Origin of the sequence: Xanthomonas sp. D-109 (assembly GCF_017746095.1) — a bacterium.
GTDB classification, from domain to species: Bacteria; Pseudomonadota; Gammaproteobacteria; order Xanthomonadales; family Xanthomonadaceae; genus Xanthomonas_A; species Xanthomonas_A sacchari.
Genome location: NZ_JAGHWV010000011.1, coordinates 71,650 through 94,069 on the forward strand (window position 1 = coordinate 71,650; position 22,420 = coordinate 94,069).

Annotated in this window: 14 protein-coding genes and 1 tRNA gene; 2 read left to right on the top strand and 13 right to left on the bottom strand. The window is 69.5% G+C overall.

Going from position 1 to position 22,420, the window contains the following annotated elements:
* Positions 1-12: 12 nt before the first annotated feature.
* Both J7357_RS11800 and J7357_RS11805 read right to left on the bottom strand, forming a co-directional pair.
* Positions 13-1,575, bottom strand: coding sequence for a sodium/sugar symporter (locus J7357_RS11800; RefSeq protein WP_010340044.1), 1,563 nt, complete (start codon positions 1,573-1,575; stop codon positions 13-15).
* Between the two features lie 105 nt (positions 1,576-1,680).
* A complete protein-coding gene (locus J7357_RS11805) occupies positions 1,681-4,269 on the bottom strand; it encodes an exo 1,3/1,4-beta-D-glucan glucohydrolase (protein ID WP_244667458.1) in 2,589 nt (862 codons plus the stop codon).
* 410 nt (positions 4,270-4,679) lie between these two features.
* On the opposite strand from J7357_RS11805, the gene J7357_RS11810 reads away from it, so the two are divergent.
* On the top strand, positions 4,680-6,644 hold the full coding sequence (locus J7357_RS11810; RefSeq protein ID WP_209246669.1) for an alkaline phosphatase PhoX: 1,965 nt from the start codon (positions 4,680-4,682) through the stop codon (positions 6,642-6,644).
* Positions 6,645-6,713: 69 nt separating this feature from the next.
* On the opposite strand, the gene pgi is transcribed toward J7357_RS11810, so the two are convergent.
* From pgi to pcnB, 6 genes are all read right to left on the bottom strand, one after another.
* Positions 6,714-8,228 (bottom strand): glucose-6-phosphate isomerase, encoded by a 1,515-nt coding sequence (gene pgi / locus J7357_RS11815; RefSeq protein WP_209246670.1) that lies wholly within the window; start codon positions 8,226-8,228, stop codon positions 6,714-6,716.
* On the bottom strand, positions 8,225-8,605 hold the full coding sequence (gene panD / locus J7357_RS11820) for an aspartate 1-decarboxylase (protein ID WP_209246671.1): 381 nt from the start codon (positions 8,603-8,605) through the stop codon (positions 8,225-8,227). The genes pgi and panD overlap by 4 nt, the downstream gene beginning before the upstream one ends.
* A gap of 177 nt (positions 8,606-8,782) precedes the next feature.
* A complete protein-coding gene (gene panC / locus J7357_RS11825; protein WP_209246672.1) occupies positions 8,783-9,622 on the bottom strand; it encodes a pantoate--beta-alanine ligase in 840 nt (279 codons plus the stop codon).
* On the bottom strand, positions 9,619-10,437 hold the full coding sequence (panB, locus tag J7357_RS11830; RefSeq protein ID WP_209246673.1) for a 3-methyl-2-oxobutanoate hydroxymethyltransferase: 819 nt from the start codon (positions 10,435-10,437) through the stop codon (positions 9,619-9,621). Before panB ends, panC begins: the two co-directional genes overlap by 4 nt.
* Before the next feature lie 31 nt (positions 10,438-10,468).
* The gene (gene folK / locus J7357_RS11835) at positions 10,469-10,978 is read right to left on the bottom strand and encodes a 2-amino-4-hydroxy-6-hydroxymethyldihydropteridine diphosphokinase (protein ID WP_209246674.1); all 510 of its coding nucleotides are present in this window, start codon (positions 10,976-10,978) and stop codon (positions 10,469-10,471) included.
* Entirely contained in the window at positions 10,975-12,393 is a 1,419-nt protein-coding gene (gene pcnB / locus J7357_RS11840; protein WP_209246971.1) for a polynucleotide adenylyltransferase PcnB, read from the bottom strand. Before pcnB ends, folK begins: the two co-directional genes overlap by 4 nt.
* A 30-nt stretch (positions 12,394-12,423) precedes the next feature.
* Here pcnB and J7357_RS11845 point away from each other — a divergent pair.
* Positions 12,424-12,498, top strand: a tRNA-Glu gene (locus J7357_RS11845).
* A 247-nt stretch (positions 12,499-12,745) separates the two neighbouring features.
* Here the strand turns inward: J7357_RS11845 and folE2 are convergent.
* The 5 genes from folE2 to J7357_RS11870 all read right to left on the bottom strand — a co-directional run bounded on the left by folE2 (position 12,746) and on the right by J7357_RS11870 (position 22,377).
* Entirely contained in the window at positions 12,746-13,681 is a 936-nt protein-coding gene (folE2, locus tag J7357_RS11850) for a GTP cyclohydrolase FolE2 (protein ID WP_209246990.1), read from the bottom strand.
* A gap of 431 nt (positions 13,682-14,112) precedes the next feature.
* A complete protein-coding gene (locus tag J7357_RS11855) occupies positions 14,113-15,540 on the bottom strand; it encodes a sugar porter family MFS transporter (protein WP_209246675.1) in 1,428 nt (475 codons plus the stop codon).
* 91 nt (positions 15,541-15,631) lie between these two features.
* Positions 15,632-16,972: a xylose isomerase gene (xylA, locus tag J7357_RS11860; RefSeq protein ID WP_209246676.1), complete on the bottom strand. Its 1,341-nt coding sequence runs from the start codon at positions 16,970-16,972 to the stop codon at positions 15,632-15,634.
* 34 nt (positions 16,973-17,006) lie between these two features.
* The gene (gene xylB, locus J7357_RS11865; protein ID WP_209246677.1) at positions 17,007-18,500 is read right to left on the bottom strand and encodes a xylulokinase; all 1,494 of its coding nucleotides are present in this window, start codon (positions 18,498-18,500) and stop codon (positions 17,007-17,009) included.
* 994 nt (positions 18,501-19,494) lie between these two features.
* Positions 19,495-22,377: a TIM-barrel domain-containing protein gene (locus J7357_RS11870; protein ID WP_209246678.1), complete on the bottom strand. Its 2,883-nt coding sequence runs from the start codon at positions 22,375-22,377 to the stop codon at positions 19,495-19,497.
* Positions 22,378-22,420 lie beyond the last annotated feature (43 nt).

The window sequence follows — 22,420 nt, forward strand, 5'->3', positions numbered from 1 at the left end:
GCGGCCCGTGGCTCACCAGAACACCGCGTACAGCGCCACCAGGATCGCGATCACCACGGCCGCACCGAGCTTGAAGCCCAGCGTGGTGCCGTAGCGCACATCGTCGGTGCGGATCAGGTCGCGCGCCGGCGCCAGCGGGGTGAGCAGCGACACCACCACCGCCGCCACCAGCGACAGCACGAACACCAGACCGATGCGGTCCATGAACGGCAGTTCCGGCCACAGCTTCTTCAGCGCGAACGACAGCAGCACCGAGCCGATCGCCGCGGTCAGCGCGCCGGCCTCGTTGGCGCGCTTCCAGAACAGGCCGAGCATGAAGATCACCACCACGCCCGGGGTGAAGAAGCCGGTGAATTCCTGGATGAACTGGAAGCCCTGGTCGAAATTGCCCAGCAACGGCCGCGCGGTGAGGATGCCGATCAGCACCGAGGTCACCGCGGCCACCCGGCCGACCCGCACCAGTTGCGGCTGGTCGGCCTGCGGGCGGAACTTGGCGTAGAAATCCAGGGTGAAGATGGTCGCCACCGAATTGATCTTGGACGCCAGCGAGGCCACGATCGCCGCCACCAGCGCGGCGAACACCAGGCCGAGAATGCCGCTGGGCAGCAACTGCATCATAGTCGGATAGGCCTGGTCGGGCTTGGCCAGATCCGGCGCCAGCACCACCGCGGCGATGCCCGGCACCACCACCACCACCGGCATCAGCAGCTTCAGGAACGCGGCGAACACCATGCCCTTCTGCGCCTCGCCGATGTTCTTGGCCGCCAGCGCGCGCTGGATGATGTACTGGTTGAAGCCCCAGTAGCTGATGTTCATCACCCACAGGCCGCCGAGCAGCACGCTCAGGCCCGGCAGGTCCTTGTAGAACGGGTTGTCCTTGGACAGGATCATGTGGAAGTGCTCGGGGTGCGCGTTCCACAGATGCCGGAAGCCGGCAAGCACGCCGGCGCCGTCGCCGATCTTCGACAGGGTCAGGCCGGCGACCAGCAGGCCGCCCAGCACCAGCAGGGTGACCTGCACGATGTCGGTCAGCGCCACCGCCTTCAGCCCGCCGTAGAGCTGGTAGACCAGCGCGAACACGCCGATCAGCGCCAGCGCCAGGGTCTGGTCCATGCCGGTGACCTGGCTCACCGCGATCGACCCCAGCCACAGGATCGAGGTCAGGTTGACGAACACGTACAGCAGCAGCCAGAACACCGCCATCAGCGTGCGGATCCACTTGCCGTAGCGCTGCTCCAGGAACTGCGGCATGGTGTAGATGCCGTTGCGCAGGAAGATCGGCAGGAAGAACTTGCCGACGATCAGCAGGGTCAGTGCCGCCATCCACTCGTAGGAGGCGATCGCCAGGCCGATCGCGTAGCCGGAACCGGCCATGCCGATGATCTGCTCGGCGGAAATGTTCGCCGCGATCAGCGACGCGCCGATCGCCCACCATGGCAGGGTCTTGCTGGCCAGGAAGTAATCTTCCGCGCTCTTGCGGTGCCCGGCCTTCTCCCGCGACACCCATTGCGCGAGCAGGAAGATGCCCGCCAGGTAGACCACCACGATCGCCACATCCAACGTCGCCAACCCCACTGCCTTCTCCTACGGGCCGCAGCCCTGTCGCACCGTTGTCCATGACGCCGCCCGCGTGGGCGGCGCCGCTCGTTCAAGAAACCCGTTCGCCGCCTGCGCCGCCGCTCAGTGCAGCGGACAGTCGACCACGCTCTGCGCCTCGTTGCTGCTGCCCAGCGCGATCCGCGACAGCGCCAGGTCCAGTGCGCCGTCGCTCTCGATCTCCGGCAGACGCTCCAGCCGGGTCAGGTCGGCGCCGGCCGCCGCGAAGCACTTCAACGGCACGCCCAGCGTGCGCCACTCGCCCTTGGGCAGCGCAGCCAAGGCCTTGCCCAGATCCACGCGCGCGCCGCAGTCGTGGCCGCAGGCCACGCCGATGCGCGCGCCTGCGCCGGGCGCCGCGTCCACCTTCAACGTCAGGATCAGTTGCACGTCGCCATTGCTTTCGCGCGACACGTCCAGCGGCTTGGGCAACACCAGCGCCAAGCCGGACTTGCCGCTGCCGGACCAGACGAAGCGGCGCGCATCCTCCTGCGCCTTGTGGTCGATCGCGGTGACCTTCAGCGATCCGTCGGCCAGTGCCGCCGGGAAGGTCGCCGCCGGCAGATTGGCCTGCGTGCCGCCGAACAGAATCAGGTTGATGCCCACTGCCGGCTTGCCGCGATCCAGGTATACCCCGCCCACCGCCTGCGCACCGGACACGCCCGACACCTCGGACAGGCGGCTCAGATCGCCCTTGTCTTCGTAGGTGAGGCCATAGCCGAAGGCGAACTGCGGGTTGTAGTTCTTCTGCCCGACGTTGTTGGCGAACTGCACCGCGGTGCGCGGCCAGGAGAAGCTCAACTTGCCGTGGAAGTCGTACTGCACGCTGCCGTCCGGCTTGCGCAGCAGCACGTCGGCGATGCCGGCGCCTTCCGAACCCGGCAACCAGGCCGCGACGAAGGCGTCGGCGGCGTTGATCTCGCGGTTCACCCACAGCGGCCGCCCGCTCAGGAACACCGCCACCACCGGGATGCCCTGGGCCTTGAGCGACTTGATGAGTTCCAGGTCGCTGTCGTCGCCGGGCTTGTACAGCAGCGTGGCGATGTCGCCCTGGAATTCGGCGTAGGGATGCTCGCCGAACACCACCACCGCCACGTCCGGCTTGGTCGCGAACTTGCCGTCCACCGCCAGTTCGGCGCTGCCGCCGGCGGCGCCGAACTGCTGCTGCAGCCCTTCCCAGATGGTGGTGCCGTTGGGGTAGTCGGCGCGCTTGGTGCCGGTGCCCTGCCAGTTGAGGGTCCAGCCGCCGGCCTGCTTGCCCATGTCGTTGGCGCCGTCGCCGGCGACCAGCAGCTTGAGCTGCGGCTTCAGCGGCAACAGCTGCCCCTGGTTCTTCAGCAGCACCAGCGATTCACGCACCGCCTGTCGCGCCACCGCGCGGTGTTCGGGCGCGCCGAGCAATGCGAACTTGCCGCCGAGCGGACGCTGCGACGGCTTGCCGGCCTCGAACAGTCCCAGGCGCAGCTTGACCCGCAGGATGCGCCGCACCGCATCGTCCAGCCGCGCCATCGGGATCTCGCCCGACTTCACCGCCTTCAGCGCGTTCTCGTAGACGCCCTTCCAGCTGTCCGGCGCCATCAGCATGTCGACGCCGGCGTTGAACGCGGCCGGGCAATCGTCCTTGCGGCAGCCCGGGACCTGGGCATGGCCGTTCCAGTCGCCGACCACGAAGCCGCCGAAATGCATCTGCCCCTTCAGCACGTCGGTCAGCATGACCGTGTTGCCGTGCATCTTGACCCCGTTGACGCTGTTGAACGAGGCCATCACCGTCTGCGCCCCCGCGGCGATCGCCGGCGGATAGCCGGCGCCGTGGATGTCGCGCAGTTGCTGTTCGCTGATGCGGGTATCGCCCTGATCCTTGCCGTCGGTGATGCCGCCATCGCCGAGGAAGTGCTTGACCGAGGAGATCACGTGCGACCCGTCCAGGAAACCCGGCGTACCGGGCACGCCCTGCAGCCCCTCGACCACCTTGCCGGCGAAGCTGGCCACCACCTCGGGCGACTCCGAATAGCCTTCGTAGGTGCGGCCCCAGCGGTCGTCCTGCGGCACCGCCACGGTCGGGGCGAAGGTCCACTCCATGCCGGTGGTGCGGGTCTCGGTGGCGGTGATCTCGCCAATCTTGCGCATCAGCTCCGGGTCGCGGGTCGCGCCCAGGCCGATGTTGTGCGGAAACAGCGTGGCGCCGACGATGTTGCTCTGCCCGTGCACCGCATCGATGCCGAAGATGATCGGGATCGCCGGGCCGGCCCCGTCGGTCTGCATCGACGCCGTGTAATAGGCATCGGCCAGGGCCAGCCACTGCGCCGGGCTGGCGTCGTACTTGCCGCCGGGATCGGAATTGCCGCCGGCCAGCACCGAGCCGATGTGGTACTTGCGCACGTCCTCCGGAGTCATGCTGCCGATGTCGCCCTGCACGGTCTGCCCGACCTTCTGCTCCACCGACATCTGCGCCATCAGCTTGGTGATGCGCGCCTCCAGCGCCGGATCCTCCTTGAGCGGCCAGGCCGGCGACGGCCACCGGTCCGGATGGATCGGCGGCGGCGGTGCGGCAGCCGGTGCGACCGGCACGGAGCGACCGGGACCCGCGGCAGCCAGTGCCAGCAGGCCAAGCGCAGCGGCCGCGGCCAGCGCCGTGCGAAGCGGCGCGCGCGCGCCAGCGGTCTGTGTGTGCAAGAGACTCCCTCCCAGGAACGGCGAACGCATGCCATGTCGCGGCCGGACCGCCCACGCCGAGGTGCGGCCGGCGCCTACGCTTCCCGAATCGCCCCAAGCCTGTCAACCGCGGCGCGAGGTATGCCTCGATGCCGCACGGATATCGACTGACGCTATAGCGATGGAATACCGGCGTCGCTTGCCTGGGGTAGCGTCCGGGTCGATGCCGGCCCTCCCCCGGCACCCTGTGCCGACCCTGCATTTGCTGCGTTGCAATATCGACCTGGTCACGCACTGCGCAAGCGGCACCGCGTCCACCGCGGCAGCCCGCTCCCGGATTTCAAACGAATGTCACCAAGCGCGCCTAGGTTGGGCCGGGCCGGCACAGAGGGGGAGTGACCGGTATCCCGTCCGTTCTGGAGAGTCCCCCGATGTCGCATCTCCCCGATTCCGGTCGCCGCCGCACCCTGCGCCTGCTGGCCGGCACCTCCCTGCTGCCGCTCGGCAGCCTTTCCGCCGCCGCGTTGGCGAGCGATGCCGCGGCCGCGCGTCTGCCGGCCCAGCCCGGACCGCGGCCAGGCCGGCCACCACGGCCGCGCGTGCGCGCGGTCAGCTTCGACGGCATGGCCGCGCCGTCGCTCGCCGACCCCGCGGCGATGGCCACCACCAGCGTGCGCTCGCATGTCGATGTGATCCTGCACGACGGCAGCCGCCAGCGTTACGCCCTGGCCTACCGCCCGTTCTTCATGACCGGCGACCAGGTCCCCGACGGCGCCGGCGGCAGCGTGCTGGCCGGCGGCTACTACGACATCCACAACCGGCCGATCCTGGACCGCTCGGTCCCGGGTGCCGAACGTCCGTTCTTCTCGGACTGTCCCGACGGCTCGTCGCTGCTGACCCTGCCGCACGCGCACGTGCCCGGCGTGCGCGGCAACACGGTGTTCGCGGTGGTGCAGTTCGAGTACACCACGCGCGATCTGGCCGGCAACGGCACCTATCGCCAGCTGCCGGCGCCGATCGCGGTGCTGACCCTGGACCAGGACCCGCGCAGCGGCCACCTGCGCCTGGTCAAGTACCACAACGTCGATACCTCGGCGGTGCACGGCCTGTGGACCACCTGCGGCGCCAGCCTCTCGCCCTGGAACACGCATCTGTCCAGCGAGGAGTACGAACCCGATGCCGCCAGCATCGCCGGCAACACCCAGTTCCAGCGCTTCAGCGAACACCTCTACGGCGATCCCACGCGCGCCAATCCGTATCACTACGGGCACCTGCCGGAAGTGACCGTGCACGCCGACGGCAGCGGCAGCATCCGCAAGCACTACTGCCTGGGCCGCATCTCGCACGAACTGGTGCAGGTGATGCCGGACCGGCGCACCGTGCTGATGGGCGACGACGCCAGCAACGGCGGCCTGTTCCTGTTCGTCGCCGACCGCGAGTGCGACCTGTCCAGCGGCACCCTGTACGTGGCGAAGTGGCGGCAGCGCTCGGCCAGCGGCCCCGGCGCGGCCACCCTGGACTGGATCCGCCTGGGCCACGCCAGCAGCGACGAGATCGAAGCGATGGCCGACGTGCTGCGCATCGGCGACATCATGGACGTGGCCACGCGCGATCCGGGCGACCCCGGCTACACCCGCATTCCCTACAGCGGCGGCTTCAACTGGGTGCGGCTGCGCCCGGGCATGGAACAGGCCGCCGCCTTCCTGGAAACTCACCGCTACGCCGCACTCGTCGGCGGCAGTCTGGGCTTCACCAAGATGGAAGGCACCACGGTCGACACCCGCGACCGCATCGCCTACTCGGCGATGTCCTACATCCAGGGCAGCATGCTCGACGGTTCCGGCGACATCCGCGTGGAAGGCCCGACCGCCGGCGCGATCTATGCGCTGCCGCTGCGCGGCGGCCAGCGCGACCATCTCGGCCAGCCGATCCGCAGCGAGTGGGTACCGGTGTCGATGAGCGCCCCGCCCGCACTGACCGGCCGCGACCTGCCGGCGGCCGACGCGCTGGGCAATCTGGCCGACCCGGAGCGCATCGCCAATCCGGACAACATCAAGTTCTCGCAACGCCTGCGCACGCTGTTCATCGGCGAGGACAGCGCCATGCACGTGAATAACTTCCTGTGGGCCTACAACGTCGACACCGGCAAGCTGTCGCGTCTGCTGTCGGTGCCGGCCGGGGCCGAATCCACCGGCCTGCACGCGGTCGACGAGATCCACGGCTGGACCTACGTGATGAGCAACTTCCAGCATCCCGGCGACTGGGAAAGCCCGTTGCACGACAAGGTCAAGGCGCAGCTGGATCCGCTGGTCCGCGCCAACTACAAGGACCGCTACGGCGCCGCGGTGGGCTATCTCACTGGCGACCCGGTCGGATTGCGCCTGGACGACGTCTGAGCGCAGCGTCCAGCATCGTTGACCGATCGCGCGAGCCGCCCAGGCTCGCGCGATCGGATGCTGCTTCGCTCAGCCCTGCAACCGCGCCAGCACTGCGCGCGTCACCGGGTCGGCGATCTCGGTGGACTGGCCCTGCAGCGCCGGCAACAGCTGGCTGGCCAGTTGCTTGCCCAGTTCCACGCCGAACTGGTCGAAGGCGTTGATGCCCCAGACCACCGACTGCACGTAGACGCTGTGCTCGTACATCGCGATCAACCCACCCAGCGCCTGCGGGGTCAGCGCGTCGAGCAGGATCAGCGTGCTCGGGCGGCCGCCCGGATAGTCGCGGGCCGGATCGTCGCTGCCCTGCCCGTTCGCCAGTGCCTCGGTCTGCGCCAGCAGGTTGGCCAGCAGCGCCTGGTGGTTGACGGTGTACGGGTCGTCGTTGCGGATGCAGCCGATGAAGTCGGCCGGCACGATGCTGGTGCCCTGGTGCAGCGCCTGGAAGAAGCTGTGCTGCACGTCGGTGCCGGCGCCGCCCCACCACACCGGCACGGTGTCGGCCTCGACCGGGCTGCCGTCCAGGCGCACGCGCTTGCCCAGGCTCTCCATCACCAGCTGCTGCAGGTAGGCCGGCAGCAGCGCCAGGCGCTGGTCGTAGGTCATCACCGCCTGCGTCGCGTAGCCGAGCAGGTTGCGGTTCCACAGCGTGGTCAGGCCATGCAGCACGGCCACGTTGCGCTCCAGCGGCGCGGTCAGGGCGTGTTCGTCGAACTGCGCGGCGCCCTTCAGCAATTGTTCGAAGGCGTCGGCGCCGATCGCCAGGGCGATCGGGAAGCCCACCGCCGACCACAGCGAATAGCGCCCACCGACCCAGTCCCACATCGGCAGCACGCGGCCGGCGGCGATGTCGAAGGCCTTGGCGGCGCGCTCGGGGTTGGCGCTCACCGCATACAGGCGCTCGCTGCCGCCCAGCCAGTCGCGCAGGATCTGGCCGTTGAGCAGGGTTTCCTGGGTGCCGAAGGTCTTGGAGATCAGCACGCCGGCGGTGCGCGCCGGATCCAGCGTGGCCAGGGTGCGCTGCATCGCCGCGCCGTCCACGTTGGAGACGAAGTGCACGCGGAAGCGCGCGCCGGTGACCGGACGCAGCGCGTCGGCGACCAGGCGCGGGCCGAGATCGGAGCCGCCGATGCCGACGCTGACGATGTCGGTGACCTCGGTCTGCGCCAGGGCGTCGATCAGTGCGCGCATGCGCTGCTGCACCTCGCGCGCGCTGGCGTGGGCCTCGCTGGCCACGGGCGCGCCGGTGAGGTCGCCGCGCAGCGCGGTGTGCAATGCGGCGCGGCCTTCGGTGACGTTGACCGTCTCGCCGCGGAACAGGCGCTGGAAGGCGCCGGCCAGATCGTGGTCTGCGGCCAGCGCCAGCAGCGCGTCGAGCGCGGCGCGGTCGTACTTCTGCCGCGCGAAATTGAAGTACAGCGGTCCGACCTGCAGCGCCAACGTCTCGGCACGGCCGGGTTCGGCCGCCAGCAGGTCGGGAAGGCGCGCCCCGCGCAAGCGCTGGGCGTGGGAATGCAGTGCGTCGAAACCGGTGGACTGTGTCATGCGGCCTGCTTTGGGATGGTGGTGTTGGTGTGGGTGATCTTATTTTTGCCGTCCACGTAGACCAGGGTCGGCTGGAAGCGCGCGGCTTCCTCTTCGCTCATGCCGGCGAAGGCGGCGATGATGATCAGGTCGCCGACCTGCACGTGGCGCGCGGCGCCGCCGTTGAGCGAGATGATGCCGCTGCCCTCGTCGGCGCGGATCGCGTAGGTGCTGAAGCGCGCGCCGTTGGTGACGTCCCAGATGTGCACCTGCTCGAACTCGCGGATGCCGGTCGCGTCCAGCAGCAGCCCGTCGATGGCGATCGAGCCTTCGTAGTTCAGCTCGGAATGGGTGACGGTGGCGCGGTGGATCTTGGTCTTCAACAGGCTCAGTTGCATGGCACGGGACTGCGGTCAGGAAAGACGCGCAGTTTAGCAGCCGAGGGTCAGGTGGCGGTGGTGAGGGGCGGCCTCAAACCGTCATAGGAGCGGCTTCAGCCGCAACAGGCGTTCACGGGAAAGCCCGCTCGCGGCTGAAGCCGCGCCTACGACGACGGCGACCGCGGCCCGCCGCGCTCAGAATTCCAGGTTGTCGATCAGCCGGGTGCGGCCCAGGCGCGCGGCGATCAGCGCCACGCGCGGGCCGGTGGCGTCCTGCGGCTCGCTCAGGTCGGGCGTGCGCAGCACGCTGTAGTCGACCTCGAAGCCGGCCGCCTGCAGCTGCGCGGTCGCGTCCGCCTCCACCTCGGCGCGCGGGCGCCCGGCCAGGTGGCCGTCGCGCATCGCCCGCAAGGTGCGATGGATCTGCGCCGCGCGCGGCCGCTCCTCCGCCGACAGGTACTGGTTGCGCGAGCTCATCGCCAGGCCGTCGGCCTCGCGCACGATGCTGCCGCCGAGGATCTCGATCGGGAACGCCAGGTCGGCGACCATCTGCCGGATCACCGCCAGTTGCTGGTAGTCCTTCTTGCCGAACGCCGCCAGGTCCGGCTGCACCTGGTTGAACAGGCGCGCGACCACGGTGCAGACGCCATCGAAATGGCCGGGCCGGCAGGCGCCTTCCAGCACTTCGCTGACGCCCGGGGTGTGCATGCGCAGCGCCAGCTCCACGCCTAGCGGATACATGCTCTCCACCGTCGGCAGCCACAGCACGTCGCAGCCGGCGCCTTCCAGGCCGCTGGTGTCGGCCTCGGGCGTGCGCGGGTAGCGGGTGAAATCCTCGTTCGGGCCGAACTGGGTCGGATTGACGAAGACGCTGGAGACCACCCGGTCGGCGTATTGCCGCGCCAGCATCACCAGCGAGAAATGCCCGGCGTGCAGGTTGCCCATGGTCGGCACGAAGGCCACGCGCAGGCCCTGCCGCTTCCAGCCGGAGACGGTGGCGCGCAGTCGCGCCAGGTCGGTGATGGTCTCGATCATTTGGCGTAGGCGTGTTCGGCGTCGGGGAAGGTGCCGGCGCGGACCGCGTCGGCGTAGGCGCGGGCGGCACCGGCGATGGAACCGCCTTCGGCCAGGAAATCCTTGACGAAGCGCGGGCGGCGGTGGCCGCTGTCCAGGCCGAGGAAGTCGTGCATCACCAGCACCTGGCCATCGCAGTCCGGACCGGCGCCGATGCCGATGGTGGGGATGTCGATCTCGGCGGTGATGCGCGCGGCCAGCGGCGACGGCACGCATTCCAGCACCAGCAGCGCGGCGCCGGCCGCGGCGACCGCCTCGGCGTCGGCGAGCAGTTTGGCCGCGGCGGCCTCTTCGCGGCCCTGGATCTTGTAGCCGCCGAAGGTCAGCACCGACTGCGGGGTCAGGCCCAGGTGCGAGCACACCGGGATGTCGCGTTCGCTGAGGAAGCGGATCACCTCCAGCTTGTGCCCGGCGCCCTCCAGCTTGACCATCTCCGCACCGGCCTGCAGCAACCGGGTCGACGCGTCCAGCGCGCGCTCGGGGGTGGCATCGGACTGGAACGGCAGGTCGGCGACCAGCAGCGCGCGTTGCAGCACCCGCGCCACCGCGGCGGTGTGGTAGACGATGTCGTCCACGCTCACCGGCAGGGTCGAATCGTGGCCCTGCACCACCATGCCCAGCGAATCGCCGATCAGGATCAGGTCCACCCCGTTGGTGTCGAAGGTCCGCGCGAAGCCGGCGTCGTAGGCGGTCAGCATCACCAGCTTCTGCTGGCGGCGCTTGGCCTCGGCCAGGGCGGGAACGGTCCAGGGCTTGCTGTCGGCGTGGCTGCTCATAAGCTCATGTGCGGCGGTAATGAGCCAAGCATTATCTACCGATTGGCGCGATCCCGCCGGTTTCGATGCGGTCGCGTACGTCACGCACCGTTCCATGCCCCGGAATGACCACGTCGGCGGCGATCTCGGCCAACGGCAGCAGCACGAAGGCGCGCTGGTGCAGGAACGGATGCGGCACCTGCAGCCCGGGCAGGTCGATCACGGCCTGTGCGTACAGCAGCAGGTCCAGGTCCAGGGTGCGCGGGCCCCAGCGTTCGCCGGGCAGGCGCTGGCGGCCGTGGCGGTGTTCCAGGTCCAGCAGCGCCTGCAGCAGGTCCGGCGCCGACAAGGTGGTGGTCACCAGCGCCGCGGCGTTGATGAAGTCCGGCTGGTCCTCGCGGCCCCAGGCCGGGCTGCGGTACAGCTGCGAGGCGCGCAGCAGGCGGGTCTGCGGCAGCGTGTCGAGCGCGGCCAGAGCCGCGCGCAGGGTCGCCGCGGCGTCGCCGAGGTTGCCGCCCAGGCCGATGCAGGCCTGGACCGGCGCCGGTGTCGCGGCGCTCACTCGACGGGCGTGGCGGCGTCCGGGCGGCGGCGCCGGCGCCGGCGGCGCTTGGGGGTCTCTTCGCTGTCGGCCGGCGGCGCGAACGCCAGCTCGTCGCCGGCGTAGTCCACCTCCGGATCGAAGCCGCGCGGCGGCGGCGCATAGCCGGGCTGCTGCTGCAGCTCGCGCCAGTAGGCGATGTCGGCCGCATGCTCGTCCGAGGCGGACTGGCGCACGATCAGGAAATCGAACGCGGCGCGGAAGCGCGGATGCGAGAGCGTGCGCATCACCCGCTTGCGCTGGCGCGAGGTGAAACGCGACTGCAGCAGCCAGATCTCCTGCATCGGCAGCGAGAAGCGCCGCGGCAGCGCCACGGTGCTCAGTTGGTGCAGGGTCACCCGGTCGGCGGCGCGGCGTTGCGCCTCCTCCATCTGCATGCCCTGCTTCTGCAGGGTCATCAGCGCGCGGCAGTACGCCGGCCACAGCAGCAGCGCGAACAGGAACGCCGGCGACACCGGCTCGTCGTTGGCGACGCGGTTGTCGGTGTTGCGCAGGCCCTCGATCAGCATCCGCCGCAATGCGCCGCTGCGGTTGGAGCGCAGCGCCGCCGCGCTCTCCGGGAACAGCGCGGCGAGCAGGCCGTGCCGCTCCAGGCCCTCGAAGCTGGCCACGCCATGGCCGGACAGGAACAGCTTGAGCACTTCCTCGAACAGCCGCGCCGGCGCGGCCTCGGCCAGCAATCCGGCCAGGCGCGGGATCGGCTCGGCGGTGCCGGCCTCGATCTCGAAATCGAGCTTGGCCGCCAGGCGCACCGCGCGCAGCATGCGCACCGGGTCCTCGCGGTAGCGCTGCTCGGGGTCGCCGATCAGCTTCATCAGCCGCGCCTGCACGTCCTCGAAGCCGCCGGTGTAGTCGCGCACCGAGAAGTCCTCGATGGCGTAATACAAGGCGTTGCAGGTGAAGTCGCGGCGCACCGCATCGTCCTCGATGCTGCCGTAGACGTTGTCGCGGACCAGGCGGCCGTTGTCCACCTCGCGGTCGCCGCTGCCGTCGTCGACGTTGGCGCGGAAGGTGGCGACCTCGATGATCTCGCGGCCGTAGACCACGTGCGCCAGGCGGAAGCGGCGGCCGATCAGGCGACAGTTGCGAAACAACTGCTTGACCTGCTCGGGCGTGGCGTCGGTGGCGACGTCGAAATCCTTGGGCTGCACCTGGACCAGCAGGTCGCGGACCGCGCCGCCGACCAGGTACGCGCCGAAGCCGGCCTCGCGCAACCGGTACAGCACGCGCAGGGCGTTGGGGCTGATGTCCTTGCGCGAGATGGGGTGCTGATCGCGCGGGATCGCGCGCAGGGTGAATGGCGATGGAACTGGCGGATTGATGATGGCGCTTCCGTATCGGGTTGCGGGATTGCCGAAGGGCGGCGAGACCCATATACTAGCGCGCTGCAATCGACGCGACCAAACGCTCCCTTCGTCTAGTGGTTAGGACGTGGCCCTCTCAAGGCTAAAACAGGGGTTCGAGTCCCCTAGGGAGCGCCATCCTCGCCTCGCCTGCAGCGCGACACCGCAGAAACCCCGCCTTGGCGGGGTTTTTTGCGTTTGGGGGCCGGCGATCGGCAACGCCGCGTCCCGGGTGGCGCAGGCGCCGGTCGCCCTCTATCAAGCGCAGGCAAGCACCGGCCAGCGTCTCGAAGAACGCCCAGGCGCTCCAGCGCGGCGATCGCCCAGGCGCGCTGGAGCTGGCAGCACCCATGGGCAGGTCGCCGCAGGGCCTGCCCGCGACGGGTCAGTGGCTCGCCGCCCCCGCCGCGATGGCAACCGGCGCCGACGCCGTCTCTGCCACCGCATCGTGCGCATGCAGGCTCTCCAGATGCCGCACCTGCACCTGCACGTCGGCGTAGCGTGTGCCCAGCGCCTGCTGCAGGCGCCGCGCGGCGTCCTCCACGTACATCAGGTTCTCGCCGTTGCGGCGCGCGAACGCCTGTTCGTCGGCGCGGCGCACCGCCGCCTGCACCGGCGTGGCCAGGGCCTGCTCGGCCAGCACGATCACTCCCTCGGCGTCGAAGCGCACCGCGCGGGCCGACACGCCGACCCGCACCGAGGCCACGCTGCGCTGGCTATGCGGGGTGGCATGGCTGCCGTGCCGGAGCAGCCAGTCCGCAACCGCCTCGCGCGGGACCGAGGCCTGGTCCACGTGCTGCTGCACGAAAGCCTCGCTGAGCAGTTGCCGCGCCAGCGCCGCCGAGCATGGGCAGGTCGAGGAATACAACAACTCCACACCCAGCCCCAGGCGGACCACGCCGCCGCGCAGCTCGGCGTCGATCCGCAGCGGATACGCCCGCCAGCCGGCCAGCGCCGGACTGCGCAGCGCCGGGCTGCGACGCAGCAACTCCAGCCGCAGCGACACCCGCGCCGCGGTCGAGGCGCAATCGGCATGGCTGTGCACCATCGCCCGCAGCAACTGCGACAGCCGCGACGGCGACAGCGGCTGCTGCGCGCTCTCGTCGAGAAGGCGGTACAGCCGCGACATATGAATGCCCTTGACCTGCGCCGACGGCAGGTCGACGGCGAGCGCGGCCTGCGCCGGCACGGATGCCGCAGGCGCGCCCTCGCCCATTTCCAGACAGATCGGCAGCGCGATGCCGTCCATGCCCACCCAGTTCAGGGGTGCGGCGATCTGCGACGGTTCGTCGGTAGCGACATCGGGCAATGGCGAGGGGATCTGCAGGTTCATCGGATCGACGGGAGCGGCAAGGGAGCGAGGGAAGGCAAGCAAGATCAGAGCAGTTATTGTTATAAAGTAACACAACAAATGCACGCCGACGGGACCATCGATCGCACACCTCAGCCATTGGGAGTGCCCGGCACCCTCGCCGGGAGGACATCAATGAACGTCTATGGGCTGCGCGGACCTGCTCGCAAGGATTCGCCCGGACCCTCATCCGCCCCTGCGGGGCACCTTCCCCCGAAAAGGGGGCCATGGTCCCGGTGGGAGAAGGGAGAGGCCAAAGCCCCTCTCCCACCGGGAGAGGGGTTGGGGTGAGGGTCCGGCACGCGCAGCGCCGCCACCGATCCGGCAATGCCTTCAGCCGCTCGCTGCAGACACCTCGATCCGGACACGGCACGCGCGCAGCACGCGCGTGCGCATCGGCCTCAGCCCTGCATCTGCTCCAGTTCCTTGCCCTTGGTCTCGTACACGTAGCGCAGCACGAAGAACACCGACAGGAACGCAGCGACGGTGTAGATGCCGTAGGCCCCGGCCAGGCCGATGCTGCCGAGCAGGATCGGGAAGGTCACGGTGATGGCGAAGTTGGACATCCACTGCGCCGCACCGGCCACCGCCAGCCCGGAGCCGCGGATCTGGTTGGGGAACATCTCGCCCAGCATCACCCACATCACCGGGCCCCAGGACATGTTGAAGAAGACCACGTAGACGTTGGCCGCGATCAGCGCCAGCCGGCCCATGCCAGGCGACAGCGCCAGCTTGCCCGCCGCATCCAGCGAGGCGCTGGCGAAGGCGATGGTGACCAGCGCCAGCGACACCGCCATGCCGGCCGAGCCGATCCACAACAGCGGCTTGCGCCCGATCCGGTCGATCAGCACCACCGTGACCAGGCAGGCGCCGATGCTCAACGCGCCGGACAGCACGTTGATCAACAGCGCATCGCTCTCGGAGAAGCCCACCGCCTGCCACAGCACCGCGCCGTAGTAGAACACCACGTTGATGCCGACCAGTTGCTGGAAGGTGGCCAGGCCGATGCCGATCCACACGATCGGGCGGACCTTGCCGGTGACCTTGCTGACCAGGTCGGACAGCCGCGGCGTGTGCTGGTCGGCCGAGAGCGAGGCGGAGATTTCGGTCAGCTTGGTCTGCGCGGTGCCGGCGCCGTACAGCCGGGTCAGCACCGCCAGCGCCTGCTCGCGGCGGCCCTGCACCACCAGGAAGCGCGGGCTCTCCGGAATCGCCAGTAACAGCAGCAGGAACGCGGTGGACGGCAGCGCCTGCATCCAGAACATCCAGCGCCAGGCCGGCTGGCCCAGCCACAGCGCCTCGGTGGACGCGCCGGCGGCCTTGGCCAGCAGGTAGTTGCTGAGGAAGGCGCAGAACAGGCCGCCGATGATGGCGATCTGCTGCACCGTGGCTAGGCGCCCGCGGTAGCGCGCCGAGGCGACCTCGGCGATGTAGGCCGGCGACATCACGCTGGCCGCGCCCACCGCGAACCCGCCCATCATCCGCGCCAGCACGAACACCGCCGAGTTGTGCGCTGCGCCGGCGCCCAGCGCCGACAGCAGGAACAGCGCCGCCGAGACGATCAGCACCGTGCGCCGGCCCCAGCGATCGGCCAGCGAACCGGCCAGGAACGCGCCGAACGCGCAGCCCAGCAGCATCGAGGCGACCTCGAAGCCGGTGCCGGCGGAACTGGACTGGAAGGTCTGCTTGAGGCCATCGACGGTGCCGTTGATGACCCCGCTGTCGAAGCCGAACAGGAAGCCGCCGATGGTGGCGACGCAACTGATCAGGATGATGAGGCGGGTGTTCTCGCCGGCGTCGGCGTGGCGATCGATCGGAACACTGGACATGGGTTCACCTGGTGGCGTGCAAGAGGAAGACGGCCGGCGCGCGGGAAAGAGCGTGCGCGGCGGCGGCACCGGGCCGCCGCCGCGCACCGGTTCAGCGCAGCAGGTACTGGTTGATCAGGTTCTCGTAGGCTTCCTGGCGACCGCTGCGCTGGGTCGGCTCGCCGGCCTGCGCGGCGTGCGCGGCCAAGTCGGCCAGCGTGCTGTTGCCGGCGGCGAAGGCCGCGCCAGCGCCGCTGTCGAAGCTGGCGTAGCGCTCGCGGCGCCACTGCTCCAGCGGCGAGGCGGTGAGCAGCGCGTGGGCGACTTCGAGACCGCGCGCGAACGCGTCCATGCCGCCGATGTGGGCGATGAACAGGTCCTGCGGATCGGACGACTCGCGGCGCAGCTTGGCGTCGAAGTTGAGTCCGCCCGGGGCCAGCCCGCCCTGCCGAAGCACCACCAGCATCGCACCCACGGTGTCGTACAGGTCGACCGGGAACTGGTCGGTGTCCCAGCCGTTCTGCGGATTGCCGCGGTTGGCGTCGATGCTGCCGAGCAGGCCGGCGTCGCTGGCCACCTGCAGGTCGTGTTCGAAGCCGTGCCCGGACAGGGTGGCGTGGTTGGCCTCGATGTTGAGCTTGAAGTCCTGGTCCAGGCCGTGCTGGCGCAGGAAGCCGACCACGGTGGCGCTGTCGAAGTCGTACTGGTGCTTCATCGGCTCCATCGGCTTGGGCTCGATCAGGAAATTGCCCTTGAAGCCGATGCTGCGCCCGTAGTCTCGGGCCAGGGTCAAAAACCGCGCCAGGTGCTCCTGCTCGCGTCGCATCTGCGTGTTGTGCAGGCAGGCATAGCCTTCGCGGCCGCCCCAGAACACGTAGTTCTCGCCGCCCAGTTCCACGGTGGCCTCCAGCGCCGCCTTGACCTGCACCGCCGCGCGCGCGACCACGTCGAAGTCCGGATTGGTCGCCGCACCGTTCATGTAGCGCGGGTGCGAGAACAGGTTGGCGGTGCCCCACAGCAGCTTGACCCCGGTGTCGGCCTGGCGCTGCCTGGCGATGCCGACCATGTGCCTGAGGTTCTTTTCGTACTGGCCGATGTCCTCGGCGTCCGGCGCCAGGTCCACGTCGTGGAAGCAGTAGTACGGCACGCCAAGCTTGGTGAAGAACTCGAACGCGGCGTCGGCCTTGGCCTCGGCACGGCCCAGCGCATCGCTGCCGGCGTCCCAGGGATAGGCGCGGGTGCCGGGGCCGAACGGATCGGCGCCGTTGCCGCAGAAGCTGTGCCAGTAGGCCACGGCGAAGCGCAGGTGCTCGGCCATGGTCTTGTCGCCGATGCGCTTGCCGGCGTCGTAGACCTTGAACGCCAGCGGATTGTCCGAGGCCTTGCCTTCGAACGGAATGCGGCCGATGCCCGGGAAATATTCCTTGGCGCCGGTGTAGACGGAAGTGCTCATCACGAAGTCCTGGTGCGTTGCGGGGGAAAGGGAATCACGCGGCGTACAGTGGGCCGATGGCCTGCAGATGCCGCTGGAAGCTCTGGTAGTGCGCCTGGTACTGCGCACCGCGTTGCGCATCCGGCTGCGCGGACCGCGCTGGGTCGTCCTGCTGGTGCTGCAGCACCACCTCGGCCAGGCTGGCGCGCTCGCCCTGCGCCCAGCCGTCGGCCCACAGCGCCTGCAGCGCGGCACCGAATGCCGCGCCCTCGGCCTGCGCCGGCACGTGCACCGGCAGCCCGAACAGGTCGGCGATGAGCTGGCGCCAGCCGGCGCTGTTGCTGCCGCCGCCGGTGAGGGAGATGGCATCGAACTGCAGCCCGGCGTCGACGAAGGCGTCGAAGCCGTTGCGCAGGCTGTAGCTGGCGCCCTCCATCGCCGCGCGATAGAAATGCGCCGGCGTGGTGTTGTGCAGGTCCATGCCGGTCAGGCAGCCGCGCGCGGCCGGCAGGTTCGGGGTGCGTTCGCCGTTGAAGAACGGCAGCAGCACCAATCCGTCCGCACCGGGCGCGGTGGCGGCGAGCAAGGCCTCGCCCTGCCCGGTCTTGATGCCGAACAGGCGCGCGATGGTCTCGGTGGCGACCGTGCAGTTCATGGTGCAGATCAGCGGCAGCCAACCGCCGCTGGAGGAGCAGAACGCGGCCCAGCGTGCGTCCGGGTCCACCACCGGGCGTTCGGCGTAGGCGAACAGCGTGCCGGAGGTACCCAGGCTCATGCTCAGGCGTCCCGGCACCACGTTGCCGGTGCCGATCGCCGCCATCATGTTGTCGCCGCCGCCGGTGGCCACGCGCACCTCGCGCGGCAGGCCCAGCGTCTGCGCTGCGGCGGCGGACAAGGGGAAGCTGCTTTCGGTCGGCACCAACGGCGGCAGCGCCGCGGCCAGGTCGCGCTGCGGATCGATCGCCTGCAGCAGCGGCGCCGACCATTGCCGGGTGCGCACGTCCAGCCAGCCGCTGCCGGAGGCGTCGCCGACTTCGGCATAGCGCTCGCCGGTGAGCCAGAAGTTGACGTAGTCGTGGGGCAGCAGCACCGTCGTCATCGCCGCGTACGCATCGGGGCGATGCTTGCGCGTCCACGGCAGCTTGGAGGCGGTGTAGCCGGCCAGGATCGGGTTGCCGGCCAGTTCCACGCAGCGCTGCGCGCCGCCGACCGCATCCATGATCTCCTCGCACTCGCGCTGGGTGCTGGTGTCGCACCACAGCTTCACCGGCGCGGTGACCTGGCCCTGCGCATCCAGCGGCACGAAGCCGTGCTGCTGCCCGGACACCGCGATGGCCCGCACCTGCGCCCGCTGTTCGGCGCTGAGTGCGGCGAAGCAGGCGACGATGCCGTCGATCCACCACTGCGCCTGCTGCTCGCGGGTGCCGTCTTCGCGGCTGATCAGGTCCAGCGCGTGGCCGTGGGTGGCCACCACCTGCCGGCTGTCGGCATCGTAGGCGAGCAGCTTGACGCTCTGCGTGCCCACGTCCAGGCCGATGTACAGACTCATTGCCCTACCCGCCACATCGTGCACACACCCAGTTCCATCATCGCTCCAGGAGAAAGGCCGGCGTGCGGGGACCGCCCGCCGTGACGCCGAGTGTAGTGCGCACCGTACGCATCACGCAGCGGCGCATGATGACGCTGCGCGTCGCGCTCTGCCAGGGCGGCCCGAGCGATGGCGTGCGCACGCAATGGATCCTGTCGCCTTGCAGCCAATTCATAGTCAACGCATGCAGAAGCAGGACACGGATCGAGCCAACGGATGTCATTGCATGCAGTGATGGCCCGTCGCATGCGCGACACGCTGGCGACTGGCGCGGTCTCGACTCTGCGCAGGATATGTCTACACACGGCACCATCTTGATGCGCTGCATCAAACCTGCGCGCAAGGCGTGCGCATGTTGCACCGTTGCGCATTCGATGCATCCCTTCTCCCCATGGACCATGGCCCTCTTCGGGGGAAGTACCCCAAGGAGCGGATGAAGCGCTGCGCTCCGTACCCTCACCCCAACCCCTCTCCCGGGGGGAGAGGGGCTCAAGCGCACCGCGGCTGCTTCGTTGCCACCGTCACGATCGTGCCTGCGCCAGCGAACATGCTTCCCTTCTCCCATCGGGACCATGGCCCCCTTTTTCGGGGGAAGGTGCCCCGCAGGGGCGGATGAGGGTCCGGGCGTAGCACGCCTCATGTTGTGGCTTGCACTGCGTATTGGCACGAGGCTTCGCTCCCTGCCCTCACCCCAACCCCTCTCCCGAGGGGAGAGGGGCTAAAGCGCACCGCGGCTGCTTCGTTGCCACCGTCACGATCGTGCCTGCGCCAGCGAACATGCTTCCCTTCTCCCATCGGGACCATGGCCCACTTTTTCGGGGGAAGGTGCCCCGCAGGGGCGGATGAGGGTAAGGGCGTAGCGCGCATGTTTCGTTGCATCGCAAACCAGCCAGCACGCCACGACCGCCAGCACGTGGCAACCGACGTTGGCGACATCTCGCGCCTCGCGCCAGGCTCATCCGGCCCGCGCCGCGACGGCATGGCCGGTCCCCTTGCGCGGCACCTCCAGGGACTGGCCGCGGTACTCCACGCTGGCGTCGGCGGCGGGTTCGAGCGCGCCGGCATCGTCGCGTGGACCATCGACGAAGCGCACATGGATGGTGCGCCGGTCCTGCATGCCCGGCCAGCGACCCTCGCGCGCACCGATGCGCAGCACGCCCCTGGCCTGGTCCCACTGCAGCGGGATGCGGCTGAACTCGCCCTTCTCGTAGCCATAGCCGGTGCCGTCGTCCTCGTACAGCGAGAAGCGGCCGTCGGCGCCGGTGTAGACCACCACGGTCAGCGGCGCATCCGGGATCTGGTCGACGTACTGCTGCACGCGGGTCATCGGCACGATGGCGCCGGCGCGCACGAACAGCGGCATGCGCTGCAGCGGCGCGGCGGCGTCGATGGTCTGGCCGCCGGCATGGCGCGCGCCACTGTTGAAGTCGATCCAGTCGGTGCCCGCCGGCAGGTAGACCTTGCGCGAGGTCGCACCGAAGCGGGTCACCGGCGCGACCAGGAACGCCGGGCCAAACAGGTACTCGTCGTCGATGTCGGCGACCTTGGGGTCGTGCGGGAAGTCCATCTGCAGGCCGCGCATCATCACCCCGTCGTGGTGATAGGTGTCGCCGGCGAGCGTGTAGATGTAGGGCAGCAGCGCATAACGCAGGCGGCTGTAGTAGGCCATGCTGGCGTAGTACGGCGTGCCTTCCGGCGCGATGTTCCAGATCTCGCGATACGGGAACTGGCCGTGCGAGCGGAACAGCGGCACGAAGGCGCCGAACTGGAACCAGCGTGTGTTGAGTTCGCGCCACTCGGGCAGGTGCGCCGGGTCCTGGGTTTCGTAGCGCTTCTCCACGGCGAAGCCGCCGATATCGAAGGTCCAGTTCGGCAGGCCCGACATCGACAGGTTGACGCCGGCGGAGATCTGCTCGCGCATGTCCTCCCAGCGCGAGGCGATGTCGCCACTCCACACCGCCACGGCGTTGCGCTGGATGCCGGCGTAGCCCTTGCGCGAGAGGATGAACACGCGCTTGCCGTCGGCGGCGCGGTCGCCGGCATAGACGCCGTGGGTGTGGGGCAACGGATAGGAATTGAAGAACTCGGTGGACGGCCCCAGCGCGGTCGGCGTGGTGCGCGCCTTGCGCTCGGCGATGTCCAGGTTGGAATGCACGTCGGGCTCGTCGGCATCCAGCCACCAGGCATCGATGCCCTTGCGGTTGAGCGTCTCGTCGATCTGCCGCCAGTAGATCGCCTGCGCATCGGCCGCATACGGGTCGTAGAACGCGTTGGTGTAGCCCTTGCCGATCCAGTCCAGTTCGCCCACCTCGACGTTGCGCCGGTAGATGTGCCCGGCCGCGTCCAGTTCCTTGTAGTGGGCGGTGCTCGGGTAGAACTTCGGCCAGACCGAGATCATCAGTTGCGCGTGGCTGGCGTGCACCGCCTTGACCATGCCGTCCGGGTCGGGAAAGCGCGCGCGGTCGAAATCGTGCGAGCCCCAGGCGTTCTCCGGCCAATACGACCAGTCGAGCACGATGTTGTCGATCGGCAACTGCCGGCGGCGGTACTCGGCCAGCGCGCCGAGCAGTTCGTCCTGGGTCTTGTAGCGCTCGCGGCTCTGCCAGAAGCCGTAGGCCCACTTCGGCAGCAACACGGCCTTGCCGGTCAGCGTGCGGTAGCCGGCGATGACCTGGTCGGCGTTGTCGCCGGCGACGACATAGTAGTCGATCATCTGCCCCGCTTCGGACCACAGCGACAGGTCGCCGGCTTCGGCCGCCGGCAGCGGGTCGCGATGCAGCAGCGCGATGTAGCTGGGATCGATCAGGTCCCATTCGACCTTGAGGGTATGCCGCTGGCCGGGCTGCAGCTGCAGCGCGAATTCGTGGTGCCAGGGGTTCCAGTTCTGCCGCCAGCGGTCGACCAGCAGCTTGCCGTCGACCCACAGCCTGGCGTACTCGCTGGCGTAGAGCGAGAAGGTATGCGTGCCGCCGCGCTCGGCCTCGATCTGGCCTTCCCAGCGCACCTGTATGCGGCGCTTGTCGCCGGGCTTGGCCGCGGCGGGGAATTTCGCCAGGTCCTTGATGTACTGATAGTCGATGTCGGCTTCGCGACGCTCCAGCACAGGCTTGCCGTCGATCGCGTAGTGCGCGGTCAGCGCGCCGGGCTTGCCGTGCGCGTCGTACAGGCGCAGTGTCGCCGGCAGCGGCTGCAGCCCGCGCGGATCGCCGAAGCGGGTGATCGCGTTGTTGTCCCACAGGATGCCGTAGTGGCGGCTGGACACGAGGTACGGCACCGCCATGTCGAGATTGCTCTGCAGCAGCTCGATGTCGTGGCCCTTCTGGTTCATCCAGCCCTGCTGGTGCTGGCCGAACCCGTAGAAGGCCTCGTCGGGCGGCGAGACGAAGCGCTGGCGCACGCTCAGGTAGTGGCGGCCCTCGACCTGCAACGGCGCGAAGCTGCGCCCGCCCGCCACTTCCGCCAGCAGCGGCGTGCCCTGCGCATCGGTGAAGCCGACATGGCCGTCGACGGTGGACACCTGCGCGGTCATCCGCGCGGTCTTGAGCTGCACCGTGTCGCCGCGCTGCTCCAGCGTAAAGCGGGTGTCGCCCTGCACCGGCACCCGCATCAGGCTGGGTGTGCGCTGGAACGCACCGATGGGATCGGCGCTGACCCGGACGATGCCGCGGTCGATCACCTGCAGGCGCACCGGCGCCGCGCCCTTGGCGCTGGGATGCACGGTGACGCCATCGGCATCGCGGGTCACCTGCTGCGCGGCGGCGGACGCGGCGACCGCGAGCAACGCCAGCGCCAACAGGCGTGGCAACGAAGGCGGCAGGCAACGGTTGGCGTGGTGCATGTTCACTCCCTTGGAAAGTCACGCGGCACGGCGCGTCTGGCGC